This is a genomic window from Herbaspirillum sp. WTB6 (genome assembly GCF_057457785.1).
The window spans coordinates 3,520,333-3,533,736 of sequence record NZ_CP176522.1; the positions used below are offsets into that span (position 1 = coordinate 3,520,333).

Below are 13,404 nucleotides of genomic sequence, written 5' to 3' on the forward strand. Positions count from 1 at the left end.
CTTACTGGATCACGAAAGAAGTAAAGAAAACATCGGACACGCTTTGCGGCTCGCCATTCGGCGCAAAAGGCAGATTGAGCTGGGCGATGATGTCATCGGATAGCTTTTTCTTGCCCTCGACGGTGGAGATATCGCTCGCTTTCTTGCTTGACAATAACAATAAAACCCGGCTGCGCACCTGCGGCATGTACAGCTTGATGCGGTCGACCTGGGCCTGATCCGTCACCTGCAAGGTCAGCGCCACCTGCAAGTACTGGTCGCCATTTTCACCGGCGGCAAGATTGACCGTGAACGGTTCGATGGTCACGAATACCGGCGGCTTGGGCGCCTCGCGTACCTCCTTGGCAGGCGTTGCCGCCGGCATGAAATACCACCAGGCGCCGGCCGCGCCGCCGCCCAGTACCAGGAGCAGCAGCAACAGCAATAGGTAAACCTTCTTGCGCGATTTGCGCGGCGCTTCCTCCTTGGGCTCGGGCGGTGGCGGCGCCGCGGGAGCTGGTTTGGGGACTGCGCGCGGCATGGTCCTCGGGCTTGCTGTTGCCATCCTGTTTCCTCTGATCCCTAGCCTGACCGGTTATATCCATTATCGGTAAATAGTCGCAGCCCGCATGCGAAGAAGAGAGGGCTGAAGCCGTTGCAACTCGGCGCTTTTATGTTACCCGATGCCGCTGACGAATGTTGCGCGATGCCAATGAAAATTCTGGCGAATATCGGAAAGCCGCGCGGCTTTCGCCGCGCTGTCGATAAGGGTGTATCGGCTGGAAGCGGCAGAAGATGAAGGGCAGGGGCGGCGGGGAGGCGCTATCAGGCGAAGGTATCCACCAGGCCGCGGCCGATCCCGGTCACCGGCACCTGGCCGCTACGCACGGGTGTATCGGCATGGCCGCCGATGCCCTCGTTGCCGCGGGCGGCCTGGCGTGGCGTCTGGCCATTCCAGGTTGGTTGCTGATCCGGGGTGCCGGTGCTGACGTTGGCTTGCCCGAGCTGGATGCCGGCATCGCCCATCATTTCGCGCAAGCGCGGCATGGCGGCTTCCAAAGCTTGCCGCACCTCGGGCTGGGCAGAAATGAAGGTGGCGTTGGCGTGCGAATTGTTGACGTGCAAGACCACTTGCAGCGGTCCCAGGTCCGGCGGGTTCAACCTCAGCGATGCGCTTTGCTGGGCCCCGGCCGCCATCCACACCACTTTTTGCCCGAGTGCCGAATCCCAGGCCGGCGTGCCGACTTGCGGTGTCAGTTTGTCGGCGGCCTGAACCGGTACGCCCTGATTGGCGTGCAAGGAGCTGGGGGCGAGTTGCGCTACGGCGGGCGCCGGCGTGGCGGCGGCGTCCAGGCTTTCCAGGCGATTGAGCTCGGGCGCCGTGTTGGCTTTGCTGGCTTGCTGGATCGCGGTGGCGAACGCCGCGTCCGGCTTGAGGGTGGGAGCTTGGGTCGGATCGGTGGCGTGTCCGGCCGGCGCTAAGCCATGGGCAGGTAATTCGGTTTTGCCGCCGTTAGATGCGGAGCCAGCGGCCGGCGGTCTGATCTTGCTGTCGGCAAGCGCCAAGATGGCATCTTTTTTCGAGCTTGCGCGCGACAAGTCAGGGTCGATCGCTAGCGTGGCGTCCTGCTTGCTCGCCTTGGCGGTAACTGCGGCTGCGGCATCTTCCGCGCCGTCGGTCGCCACGGCGCCGGTTCCGTTTGCGCGCTGTAGATCGGCGACCAGCGCCAGCAGTTCGGCTGAGGCGGGAACCACCGAGGCGGCGCCGTCGCGTTCCGCCTCGTCGCTCTTTGCCTGCGCGCGGGTCTTGTCTAGCGGCGCGCCGTCATTGCCGGCCACAGCCGGCGCTTGGTCGCCCTCGCCTGGCTTCGCTGGTGCTGTCTTATCGTCGGTGTTACCGGCGTCGCGTCGTTGCGCGACTTCGTTCGACAGCACCTGGTTGAATGGAGTCTGTGCCGGATTGGCGTCGCCTTGCCGTCCCGCGGGCGGGGCGTTTTGCAGGAGGCCTGCCGGATTCTGGAGCGGAGCTGTGTTCATGGCATTTACCGTTTTTTGATTGCGAATCCGTATCAGACCGCAGGCAGCGGGTGGCTGCCTGGCGGCGCTAGCGTTTGTATGACATCAGGCGCGCCGCGTGCTCGTCGTTTTGCTTCTGGTCGCGCCTGTTTTCCTGTTTCTGCACTGCTTTTTGCGCCCGCGTCGCCAGCGTGTCGTACGACATGCGTTTGCGTTCGCTGGCTTGCCAGGCGCCGCGCTCCTGGCCAATGCGGCGTTCGGCGCCGGCCACCACCTGCTGCTGGCTGGCGATGGCACTGTCGAGCTTGTCGATGAACGTCTGGAAATTGCGATAGCCGCTGGCCGACAGGCCGGCCGCCATGCTGGCCTGAAAGCGCGCCGCATAATCGTCGCGGTACTGCTGCAGCAGGGTCAGCTTCTGGTGCGCTTCCTCGCCGGTGCGCATGGCTTGGCCCAGCCGCTTGGCGGCTTCGTCGGTTTCCTGGGTCGCCAGTTCGATCAGCGTGTGAATTGCGGACGAAGTTGCCATAGGTGATTCGAATCCTTAAAACCTGTTCGTGCAAACTCGCAATGAAACGTATACTCCACGCAATGACGTCAGATATCGCACCAGTAATGAATATATTGGTCGCATACTCCGTTTCATTGGGCGCTGGGGTCGAGAAACATCCTCAATGCCCCTGATTATATTTTGCCTCTCCATGCCTTGATCAGCCAAACAGAGCGGTAAGTTGCGCCAAGCTTTCGGCAACGCCGGCCCGTTCCGGGATGCCCTGCTGCAGGAAGGCTTCGATTCTGCTGTTGAGCGCGATCGCTTCATCCAGCACCGGATCGCTGCCGGGGCTGTAGGCGCCGACCGCGATCAGGTCGCGGTTGCGCTGGTAGCGCGAGTAGAGCTGCTTCAGCCGCCGCGTTTTTGCCTGGTGCTCGGCGGAGGTGATGGTGTGCATCGCGCGCGAAATTGATTGCTCGATGTCGATCGCCGGATAGTGGCCGCCTTCGGCCAGCACCCGGTTCAAGACGATGTGGCCGTCCAGGATCGCGCGCGCGGCGTCGGCAATCGGGTCCTGCTGGTCGTCGCCCTCGGTCAGCACAGTGTAGAAGGCGGTGATCGAGCCGCCGCCTTGCTTGCCGTTACCGGCGCGCTCGACCAGCGCCGGCAGCTTGGCGAATACCGACGGCGGATAGCCCTTGGTGGCGGGCGGCTCGCCGATCGCCAGCGCGATTTCGCGCTGCGCCATCGCATAGCGGGTCAGCGAATCCATGATCAGCAGCACGTGCTTGCCCTGGTCGCGGAAATGCTCGGCGATTGCGGTAGCGTAGGCCGCGCCCTGCATGCGCATCAGCGGCGGCGTATCGGCCGGAGCGGCCACCACCACCGAGCGCGCCAGGCCTTCGCGGCCGAGAATCTGCTCGATGAATTCCTTGACTTCGCGGCCGCGTTCGCCGATCAGGCCGACCACGATCACGTCGGCGCTGGTGTAGCGCGCCATCATGCCGAGCAGCACGCTTTTGCCGACGCCGGAGCCGGCGAACAGCCCCATGCGCTGGCCACGGCCGACCGTCAGCATGCTGTTGATCGCGCGTACGCCGACATCGAGGATGTCCACGATCGGCGCCCGCGTCAGCGGATTGGCGGCGCGTACGTTCAGGGGTGCCGAACTGGCCGCATGCAGCGGACCAAGGTTGTCCAGCGGGCGGCCGGCGCCGTCCAGCACCCGCCCCAGCAATTCATCGCCGACCGGCAGGTGGCGGCCGCGGTCGCTCGGGCGGCGCCGTGGATGGTTGACCGCGCCCGGGCGCGGCAGGCTTTGCACCACTTCCACCGGAAACACGCGGGTGCCGGGCACGATGCCTTCGACGTCGCTTTGCGGCATCAAAAATAGCCGCTCGCCGTCAAAGCCGACCACTTCCGCCTCCAGCCGCGCGCCATTCGGCAGCGGCACGGTGCAGGCGCTGCCGACCGCCAGCTTGAGCCCGACCGCTTCCATCACCAGCCCGGCCACGCGCGTCACACGCCCCGAAACCAGCATCGGCTCGGCCAGTGCGGCCAGCGCGCGGCAGTCGCGCAGGTAGGCTTGCCAGCGCGCGCCGTGGCGCGACAGCCCTGCAGCCGGCGTGGCGGGGTTCGGGCTCATGCGTCGAGCCACTCCGATTCCTTGCCCAGCGCAGCGGCGATGCGCTGCCAGCGGCTGCCAGTGGAGGCATCGATCTGGTTGCTGGCGGTTTCGATGCGGCAGCCGCCGCGTTCCAGTTGGGCATCGTCGGCCACCCGCCAGCCGGCCTTTTGCAACTCGTCATCCATGTGGCTTTTCACCAGCAGTGCATCTTCCGGATGCAGGAACAGGCTTGCCGGTTGCTGCAGCGCGGGCAGGTAATGGATCGCTTCGGCGACGATCGGCAGCACCAGTTGCGGCCGTACCGCGAGCGCCGTTTTCAGCATCGCTTTGGCCAGATCCAGCGCCAGATCGAGCATTTGCTGGGCAATCACTTCATCGGCGCGCGCCACTTCGTGGCCGAAGGTTTCGGCGATCTGCCGCAGCCGCTGCGTTTCGGCGGCGGCTTCAGCCCGGCCTTGCGCCAGCCCGGCGGCGCGGCCTTCGGCCAGACCTTCCGCGTGGCCTTTGCTGCGCGCCGCTTCGCGGATTTCGGCGATCTGTTCGATGCTGGGGCGGGTAGCTTCCGGCGCCGACGCGGCCGGACGCTCGTTGAACGAAGCCATTTCCCATCGCTGGAAGGCCGACATCTGTTCTTTCGGGATCACCGTGCTAGACATACGCATCGTCCCCCTTGGCGCCCAGCATGATCTGGCCTTCGTCGGCCAGGCGGCGCACGATCTGCAGGATTTCCTTCTGCTGCGCCTCGACCTCGGACAGACGCACCGGGCCTTTCGATTCCAGGTCCTCGCGCATCATCTCGGCCGCGCGCTGCGACATGTTCTTGAAGATTTTCTCGCGCAATTCCCCGGGCGCGCCTTTCAGCGCGATGATCAGCGATTCCGACTGCACTTCGCGCAGGATGATCTGGATGCCGCGGTCGTCGATGTCCATGATGTTGTCGAACACGAACATCTCGTCCATGATCCGCTGCGCCATGTCGGGATCGTAATTCTTCAGGTTTTCCATCACCGCCGCTTCGTTTTCGCCGGACAGGAAGTTGAGGATTTCGGCGGCGGCGCGTATCCCGCCCATCGGTTTTTTCTTCAGGTTCTCGTTACCGGCCAGGAGCTTGGTCAGCACTTCATTTAACTCGCGCAAGGCCGCTGGCTGCACCCCGTCCAGCGTGGCGATGCGCAGTACGACATCGTTGCGCAGCCGTTCGGTGAACTGGTCCAGCACTTCGCAGGCATGGTAGCGCTCCAGATGCACCATGATGGTGGCGATGATTTGTGGATGCTCGTTGCGAATCAGGTCGGCCACCGACTGCGCATCCATCCATTTCAGGCTTTCGATGCCAGAAGCGTCGCGTCCGCCGAGAATCCGGTTCAACAGCGACGACGCCTTGTCGCTGCCGAGCGCCTTAGTCAGCACCGTGCGGATGTATTCGTCCGAATCGACGCCAAGCGAGGTCTGCAGCTCGGTTTCGTTGCGGAACTCGTTCAGCACCGAATCGAGGTCTTCGCTGGCGACGCCCTTCATCACCGACATCGCGGCGCCCAGTTTCTGCACTTCGCGCGGGCCGAGGTATTTCATCACTTCGGCGGCCTCATCCTCGCCCAGCGCCAGCATCAGGATCGCGCCTTTCTGGATACCGAGTTCACTCATTGCCGTTCACCCACGCCTTGACGACATTAGCCACCACTTTCGGATCGTCGCGCGCCAATTGCTTGGCCATGTCCAGATTGTTCTGATAAGTACGCGGCAGGCGCTCCGGCGCCCCTTCCTGCGCGGGAGCGGACAGGCGCACCACGGCGTCCTCGCTCGGAGGCGCCGGCAGCGCGGCTGACGTCGGCGCGGTCAGCTTGCGCAAGGTGGGGCGCAGGAAGGCGAAGAACAGGTACAGCAGAACCAGACCGGCCAACAGATACTTGCCGCCCTGTTTCGCCATATCCAGCGCTTCCGGCCGTTTCCACAGCGGTACATCGGCGACGATTTCCATTTCCACGCCGGCGAACGGGCTGTTGACCACGTTCAGGGTATCGCCGCGATCCTTGTTGTAACCCATGGCTTCCTTGACCAGATCGGTGATCTGGGTTTTCTCGGCGTCGGAGAGCGGGCGGCTGATCATCTTGCCATCGGCATCCAGTTCACGCTTGTAATTCACCACCACCGCGACCGACAGCCTTTTCACGCCGCCCATCGGCTGCTGCACGTAACGGATGGTTTTATCGACTTCGTAATTGACGGTCGATTCCTTGTGCGTATTCTGCGGCGGAGTGCCGGCGGCCGATTGCTGCGTGGTTCTGGCGTTGGCTGCAGTGGCAGTCGTTGTCACGGTGATTGGTGCGGTGGCCGGCGCCGGCGGCTGGTTCGACAGCGCACCCGGAATGCCGCCGGCGTTGGCACTGCCGGGCGTCGCCGATTCGCTGCTTTGCAGGCTGCGCACCGCGCCGGAATCCGGCGTCTGGTTCGGCTTGTAGATTTCCGCCGCCTGTTCGCTATGCGAAAAATCGACATCGGCGGTGGCTTCGGCGCGCACGTTGTTGGGGCCGACGATCGGCGTGATGATCGATTCGACCCGCTGCGCGATGCTTTGCTGCAGCTCCTGCACGTATTTCAACTGGGTCGGATCGAGGCCGTTGGCGCGGGTTTTCTTGTCCGATTCCGACAGCAGGTTGCCATTCTGATCGACCAACGTGACGTTCTTTGGCGGCAGGTTCGGCACGCTGCTGGCCACCAGGTGAACGATGGCGCTGACCTGCTGCTGGTCCAGCGTGCGGCCCGGGTGCAAGTTCAGCAATACCGATGCGGTCGGCGCCTGCTGCTCGCGCACGAATACCGAGGCCTTCGGCAGGGCGAGGTGGATGCGCGCCGACTGCACCGCCGCCACCGCCTGGATCGAACGGGCCAGCTCGCCTTCCAGCGCGCGCTGGAAATTCACCTGTTCCAGGAACTGGGACACGCCCAGCTTCTGGTTCTCCATCAGTTCGAAGCCGACCCCGCCGCCTTTCGGCAAGCCCTGAGAAGCCAGCTTCAGCCGCGCGTCGTACACCTGGTTGGCCGGCACCAGGATGGCGCCGCCGCCTTCGGCGAACTTGTACGGAACGTTCATCTGCTGCAGCGCGGCGACGATGGCGCCGCCATCGCGATCCGAATAGTTCGAAAACAGGATGCGGTAATCCGGCGCCTGGCTCCACATCCAGACACCAGCCATGACGGCGACGATGGCCGCTGCCGCCACCGCCAGCAGCGCGTTGCGCGCGCCCGGCGTTTGCGTCAGCCCCATCAGGCCGGGAGTAACCGTGCCGTCTGCTGCTACCGCCATGGTGCGCTCCCGCCGCCGGATTGATTGAAAATGTCTGGATTCACCTGATGCCTCGTTGGTTACGCTTTTAGCCTTATGCCGATTGTCGTTCCGCCAGCGTATTTCAATCGTTGGAATAGAGCAATATTTCTTGCGCTGTTCGAGGGCGAAGCCAAAGCGCGCCCGTGTTAACGTGCTGTCATTGCGGCGCATGGCGCCAGCCAGCAGGGGAGCAATGCAATGAGCGTAGGAGCCATAGACACCAGCAGGATCGAAGCCATGGTGGCGCAACTGAAAGCGGCCGCGGCACGTACCCAGGGGGTCGCCAATCCGCTGCAGCCGCAGCCGCAGGAACCGGTAACCAGGCCCGGTTTTGCCGATGCCTTGAAGGCGTCGCTGGATTCGGTCAACGGTGTGCAGCGGAAATCGGAGCAAATGGCCAAGGATTTCGCCCTGGGCGACGACAAGGTCAGTCTGTCGGACATGATGATTTCGATGCAAAAGGCCAGCATCACCTTCCAGGCCACGGTACAGGCGCGCAACAAGCTGGTATCGGCCTACCACGACATCATGAATATGCAGGTATAGGCACAGTTCGGACCAGCGGGCGCAAGTGGTAGCGGAGTCAAACAATTCGACTCTGACTTACGGGCGTCCTGTCCGCAACAGGCGCAAGCCGAGTGAAACCAGGGTCGGAGTTTTTTTGCACCGGCTTCATGGCGCAAATTACTCCGACCCTGCTTTCACGGATTTCGCGCAATCGCCAGAAAAGTTCCGAAAATAATTCGACTCTGACCCTAATTTACAGAGGCGGTGGAGTATGTTTTCTATATCACCATTTTTCCGCCGGAATTGATAGTTTGGGTGGCCAGTATGTAAGCCGGCCGCCATGCTTCCTATCTTGGTGAACGCCTGCGAGCAGCTCATCCCATCCCGGCATGGCGCGCGTTCTGTTCGCGTTCCAGGCTGGTGATGTAACGCTGCACCGCATTCAGCATGGCACTGGGCAAGTTGACGAAGCGGCAACCCACGCGGCGCGTATTCTTGCCGTTGGCCAGCGTCAGGTCGCGCGTGTTGCGGATTTCCAGTGCGGTCTGCACCAGCGTTCCGGCTGGCAACTGGATGCGGCAATCCGGATAGATGAAGCCAATGGTCGGGTTCAGCAACTTGTGTTCATCCATCAGGGCAATACCGCCGCCGCTGATGTTGTGCAGGGGCAGGGTGATGACGCGCTCGTCCTCGCCTTGACCGCTGCGGATGTCGCACAGCAGCGGGTTGACGGTCGGAGTTGGTACGCGGTAAAACTCGCGCCGCTGCAGCCGTATCAGTACCGGTGGAATCGGCACGCGCAGGGCGGGGCCGCCCTGGTGCTGGCAGGCGCTGGCGGCGCCGGTCTGAAACAGGATGCGGATATTGTTGAGCACGGTTTCAAAGAAAATCCGCTCGCTGGCCAGGATGCGCTGGTTAACAGTCGAACTGGGCGCGCAGTCGATCACCACCTCGCCCGCGCCGTCCTCGACCGCCAGCACCGAGGTCACGATGGTGTCGGCGCCGCCCTCGAGCCGCAACTGGATCAATTGATTGCATTCGCCCAGACTGCGCAGGATATTGATGATTTCGCGCCGCGAGTGGATTTCGTAGTCGCTTAAGTCGAGTGACTGGAAGTCGTCGTGATCTGGCATCGAGGTAGTCAGTAAGGTCGGAGCGGCAAGGGATGTGGCGGGGCTGATTTGGCAGATTCATTTTTGCCCATGGTCGCAATTGCCGGCTGAATCGAATGACGAAAGGCGTCAACCAACTCCGCCCTTGCATCTGGTTCCACACGGCAACATTGCGCCATCATACTCCGCCCTCGGCCTTTTGCGCAGCATCGACCTGATACAGCCATGCCAGCAGTTCCGCCACCGCCCGGTACAGCGCCGGCGGGATCTGGTCATCCAGTTCCACCTCCATCAACAGCGCCACCAGCTCCTTCGATTCATGCACGAACACATCGTGCTCGCGGGCGCGCGCAATGATCTGTTCGGCCAGCAGACCGCGCCCCTTGGCCACCACTTTCGGTGCGCCGTCGCCGCTCTGATAGGCCAGCGCCACCGCGCTGGGCGGCACGATCGGCGGTGCTTCAGGGTTCGGCGGCATCGCGTTTCACCGTCAGAGAATCGAGGGTCGAGCCGGCCGCGTTCAAGGCTTCAGACAAGCGGGGGCCGTGCGCGCGCAGGGCAAGGGCAGCGGTGTCGGTTTCAGTGCGCAATTGCATGTGCAAGCGCTGGCCAACCAGCCGGATCGCTCCGCTTACCTTGCCCAGGAGCGGCAGCTCGAAATGCACCACGCTTTGCCAGGATGGCTCCGCATCCGGCGCCGCGGGATCGCCGCCTTGCGGCGCGTCCTTGCCGATTTCCCATTCCAGCGTCTGCCCCGGCCACAGTTCGCCGCGCCACAGCACGCGCTGGTTTTCCAGCGTGTCCAGCTGCAGCGGGATCAGTTGGTGCGAGGGAGAGGTCTCGGCACGTGCCGCGCCTGGCGGATTCGCGGTCAGCAGCCTGGCGTCCGGCAACCTGGGGTCCTGCAGTGGCTCCCGCGCCTGCGGCTCGCGCAGCAATTGCGCCAGGCTGCGGCTACCGGCGGCCCATTGGGCTACATGGGATTCATAGAACAATCCGCTGTACACCACCGCGTCGCGCAAGGCGTTGGCGATCTGGGCCGGTTGGGTTGCTGAGGCCGAGGGTGGCGTCTGCAGCAGCGGCGCGCTGCCCTGCAAGCTGGCCGGGGCATTCCCTTGCCGCGCGCCTTGCAGCAGATGATCGATCAGGCGGCCGGCGGCGCTGACGTTGGCGGTGGCGGCCGGATTGCCGGCGCTGCCCAGCAAAAAAGTTGGGCGCGGTATGGTGCCGGTGAGCGTCAGCAGCAAGGACTGGCCAACCTTGGCGTCAGCCGGCAGATTCATGCGCGCCGTGGCGCCCTCCAGCCGCACCAGGAAAGTGCCATCCTCCAGTGCCGACAGTACCTTGGCCTGCACCTGCTGGCCCAGCGCAATCTGCGCCAGGCGGCTGACGGTTTCGTGTTTGGAGTCGGCAATCGTGACGACCGCAGGCGGCGCATCGATCGCAAGCACGGGTCGAATGCTGGACAAGTCGGCCCGCGGCAGCATGCTCAGCTCGCTTGTTGCGTCCCGTACGCCTGGGTCAGTTTGCGTTCGGTTCCGGCATTCTTCATTAACGCGGACAATTGCTGCATCCACGGTTCGGTGATGTTGCGAATCTCGCGGTCGTCGGCCAGGATTTTCTGAATGATCTCGACCTTGCGCTGGCGCACCGTGCCGGTCAGCGGCTCCGGCGGCTCGCCGTTTTGCAGCCGCTGCACATGATGGTTGCAATGGTTTTCCAGCGCCACCAACTGATCCCAGTCGCCGCTGCGGGCTGCGGCCAGCATCTGTGTCGTGATGCCGGCGACGGTTTCGTACAGGGAAATGACTTCCTGGCTATTCATCGGTTCAGGCCCTCACCAGGTTGGACATGCGCGGCGCCAGCGCGTCGTAGGCCGGCATTTTCGGCGCTGCCGCCGGCATTGGCTGAGCAGGATTGGCGGTTTCGCCGATCGCTTCCCAGGCGCCTTTCAGCTCGGCCAACAAGCCGTGTACTTCATCCAGGATCGCCGGCTGGTTTCCGATATTCGCCGCCAGCAAGCGCCGCCCCATGTAGTCGTACAGCGCATCCAGGCTGATGGCGATTTCGCCGCCAACCTCCTTGTTCAGGCTGGCGCGCAAGCCGCTGTCGATGATGGCGATGGCCTTGGAGATCGCCTGGCCCTTGCCGGCGATGTCACCATCCTTCATTTTTTGCAGGGCGGTGGCGACCGACAGCAGCGCGCCGTCGAACAGCATCACGATCAACTTGTGCGGGCTGGCGGCCGCCACCCCGGTTTCGATTCCAACTTTGGCGTAGGCGTTGGCGCCGTTTCTGGTCGATCCGAACATGTGCTTTCTCCGCTTATTGTTTATTGAGGTTGGCTAGTCCCGCCAACTGCTGAGTCAGGTAATTGCTGGTTGAGTTCATATTGGAAAGCATGACGTCGAGCGCGGTGAATTGCTTGCGGTACTGCGCCTCGATGTTGGTCAAGCGCAGATTCAGTGCATCGCGGTTCTTGCCGATATCCTTGATACTGCTGTTCAGGCCATCGGTGCGGCTGGAGATCAGGCCTTCGCTGCCCAGGAAGCCGTCGACCAGTTTGCCCAGTTGCGAAGCATAGCCTTGCGAAAAATCCAGTGTCCCTCGATTGCCCAAGGTGTCGCCAGTAACCTGGAGTTTCAGGCCATCGGTGCTGGTCAGGAACTGGCCGGACCCGCTGGCGGCAATGCCATTGATGGTGCCGGCGACGTCGACGCCGTCGGTGGCAGTTGGCTCGGTGCCCAGCAACTCGGCGGCCCCGCTGCCGCTGAGCGTGACCGTGGACGCCGAGCCGTAGCGTTCGGACATGATCGTCAGGACGCCATCGGTCTGGCTGACCTTGGCCGTGAAGCCTGCCGCCGAAAAATCCTTGACGCCGTTGATGGTCGCCTGCAGATGAGCCGCTAGCGACGCCGCGTTGTAGGAACCGGCGGTCAGCTTGAAGGTGGACTTGATGCCATTGAGTGTCAGCGTCAGTTCGTCGTTCACTCCCGCGGTAATGGTGGTGTTGGCCGCCGCCGAACCGACCAGCTGCCCCTTGGTCGCCAGCGTGGTGATGTTGATCGCATTGCTGCCGGCCTTGGTGGCCAGAGTCGAGCCGGCATAGCTGATCAAGCTGTCGGAAGCGGTGCCGGCGACGGCAAACAGCTTGCCGATGTCGTTGAAATTGCTGGCGATCGTTTTTTGCAACTTTCCCGAATCGAGCGTAAGCGTACCGTCTTTCTGAAAGGAGACGCCGATTTGCGACAGTTGCGTCAGTGACCCTCCCAGCCCTGCAGGCGGTGCCGCAAACATCCTCTGCAATCCGGTCTGGATCGTGCGCACGGTCGAGTCGCCGATCAGTAGGCCGCCGGTCTTTGCGTCAGCGTTGTATCCAGCCAACATCTTCAACGCTGCATTCAGGTCGTTATAGGATTTAACGAACGCATTGACGTTTTTTTCGATGGCACCGGTATCGCGGGTAATCGAAATATCGGTGCTGCCGATTTTGCTTGCAGTTAGCGTCACGCCCTCGATCGCGCCTGCGATGACATTGGTGGCGCTGGTGACGGCGATGCCGTTGATTGTCAGTTGCGCGTTTTGCGCGGCGCTGGTTTGGGTTAGCTTTTGCGTGCCGCCGCTGGCAGTATCGGGATCATAGGCCAACAAATCCTGCAGCGCCGCGTCGCCATCGACCGTGATCCGCATGCTGGAGGCGGCGCCGGTCTTGTCCGAAGTCAGTACCAGCCGATTTGGTTCCGCGCTGCCATCGGCGACGACAGTGGCGGTCACGCCCAGGCCAGCCTTGTTGATTGCGTCGCGGATGCCTTGCAGCGAATTATTGCTGCTGTCGATGGTGATGCTGCCGGAGGGCTGATCGGGGTTTTCCGCGAAGCTGGCACCGGTATACACGCCATTGCTTAGTGTGCCGCCGCTGATGGTGCCGAATTGAAAGCGGATAGTAGTGGCGTCGCCACCGCCGATCGAGGCGGTGGTCGAAGCCATGCCCTTGCCGGCCAGCGACTGCTGCTGCGCCAATTGGGTCAGGTTGATGCTGTATTTGCCGGCCGCCGCACCTTTGGCAGTGGTGGCGGTGGCGACTGTCGAATCGCTGCTGGCGCTGGCTAGTTGTTGGAATTTGGAAAGATCACTCAAGCCAGCTAGCGTCGTCTGGAACGAGGTCAGTGCCCCCGATAGGCTACCGAAGGCTGACAGCTTTGCCTGGTAACTCGCCTCTTTTTTGGCAAGCGCCACCAGCGGTTTGCTTTCCACCTGCATCAACTGGTTGATGATGGAATTGATATCGAGATTGGATCCGACGCCGGGGGAGGAAATACCCACGTGGCCTCCTGCTGAAAAGTGA

General features: G+C 62.8%; 14 protein-coding genes. 1 reads left to right on the forward strand and 13 read right to left on the reverse strand.

Annotation, left to right across the window (positions count from 1 at the left end):
* Position 1: 1 nt before the first annotated feature.
* The 7 genes from fliL to fliF all read right to left on the reverse strand — a co-directional run bounded on the left by fliL (position 2) and on the right by fliF (position 7,419).
* Positions 2–520 (reverse strand): flagellar basal body-associated protein FliL, encoded by a 519-nt coding sequence (fliL, locus tag ACK2VC_RS16490; RefSeq protein WP_486731463.1) that lies wholly within the window; start codon positions 518–520, stop codon positions 2–4.
* Positions 521–804: 284 nt separating this feature from the next.
* The gene (locus ACK2VC_RS16495; RefSeq protein ID WP_486731464.1) at positions 805–2,016 is read right to left on the reverse strand and encodes a flagellar hook-length control protein FliK; all 1,212 of its coding nucleotides are present in this window, start codon (positions 2,014–2,016) and stop codon (positions 805–807) included.
* Between the two features lie 67 nt (positions 2,017–2,083).
* On the reverse strand, positions 2,084–2,524 hold the full coding sequence (gene fliJ / locus ACK2VC_RS16500) for a flagellar export protein FliJ (RefSeq protein WP_486731465.1): 441 nt from the start codon (positions 2,522–2,524) through the stop codon (positions 2,084–2,086).
* Between the two features lie 181 nt (positions 2,525–2,705).
* Positions 2,706–4,133, reverse strand: coding sequence for a flagellar protein export ATPase FliI (gene fliI / locus ACK2VC_RS16505; RefSeq protein WP_486731466.1), 1,428 nt, complete (start codon positions 4,131–4,133; stop codon positions 2,706–2,708).
* Positions 4,130–4,771 carry a flagellar assembly protein FliH gene (locus tag ACK2VC_RS16510; protein ID WP_486731467.1) on the reverse strand — a complete coding sequence of 214 codons (642 nt, stop codon included), beginning with the start codon at positions 4,769–4,771 and terminating at the stop codon, positions 4,130–4,132. Before ACK2VC_RS16510 ends, fliI begins: the two co-directional genes overlap by 4 nt.
* Positions 4,764–5,759: a flagellar motor switch protein FliG gene (fliG, locus tag ACK2VC_RS16515; protein WP_486731468.1), complete on the reverse strand. Its 996-nt coding sequence runs from the start codon at positions 5,757–5,759 to the stop codon at positions 4,764–4,766. Before fliG ends, ACK2VC_RS16510 begins: the two co-directional genes overlap by 8 nt.
* Complete coding sequence (fliF, locus tag ACK2VC_RS16520) at positions 5,752–7,419, reverse strand: flagellar basal-body MS-ring/collar protein FliF (protein WP_486731469.1); 1,668 nt, start codon at positions 7,417–7,419, stop codon at positions 5,752–5,754. Before fliF ends, fliG begins: the two co-directional genes overlap by 8 nt.
* 219 nt (positions 7,420–7,638) lie before the next feature.
* Here fliF and fliE point away from each other — a divergent pair, with 219 nt between their 5' ends.
* Positions 7,639–7,986, forward strand: coding sequence for a flagellar hook-basal body complex protein FliE (gene fliE / locus ACK2VC_RS16525; RefSeq protein WP_486731470.1), 348 nt, complete (start codon positions 7,639–7,641; stop codon positions 7,984–7,986).
* A 335-nt stretch (positions 7,987–8,321) separates the two neighbouring features.
* Here fliE and ACK2VC_RS16530 read toward each other — a convergent pair whose 3' ends face one another.
* The 6 genes from ACK2VC_RS16530 to fliD form a co-directional block, all read right to left on the reverse strand.
* Positions 8,322–9,080 (reverse strand): flagellar brake protein, encoded by a 759-nt coding sequence (locus tag ACK2VC_RS16530; RefSeq protein ID WP_486731471.1) that lies wholly within the window; start codon positions 9,078–9,080, stop codon positions 8,322–8,324.
* A 157-nt stretch (positions 9,081–9,237) separates the two neighbouring features.
* Entirely contained in the window at positions 9,238–9,537 is a 300-nt protein-coding gene (locus ACK2VC_RS16535) for an EscU/YscU/HrcU family type III secretion system export apparatus switch protein (protein ID WP_486731472.1), read from the reverse strand.
* Positions 9,521–10,510: a flagellar hook-length control protein FliK gene (gene fliK / locus ACK2VC_RS16540; RefSeq protein WP_486731473.1), complete on the reverse strand. Its 990-nt coding sequence runs from the start codon at positions 10,508–10,510 to the stop codon at positions 9,521–9,523. The genes ACK2VC_RS16535 and fliK overlap by 17 nt, the downstream gene beginning before the upstream one ends.
* A gap of 38 nt (positions 10,511–10,548) precedes the next feature.
* Positions 10,549–10,884 (reverse strand): flagellar protein FliT, encoded by a 336-nt coding sequence (locus ACK2VC_RS16545; RefSeq protein ID WP_486731474.1) that lies wholly within the window; start codon positions 10,882–10,884, stop codon positions 10,549–10,551.
* 4 nt (positions 10,885–10,888) lie between these two features.
* Positions 10,889–11,371, reverse strand: coding sequence for a flagellar export chaperone FliS (gene fliS, locus ACK2VC_RS16550; protein ID WP_486731475.1), 483 nt, complete (start codon positions 11,369–11,371; stop codon positions 10,889–10,891).
* Positions 11,372–11,384: 13 nt separating this feature from the next.
* A complete protein-coding gene (gene fliD / locus ACK2VC_RS16555; RefSeq protein WP_486731476.1) occupies positions 11,385–13,382 on the reverse strand; it encodes a flagellar filament capping protein FliD in 1,998 nt (665 codons plus the stop codon).
* Positions 13,383–13,404 lie beyond the last annotated feature (22 nt).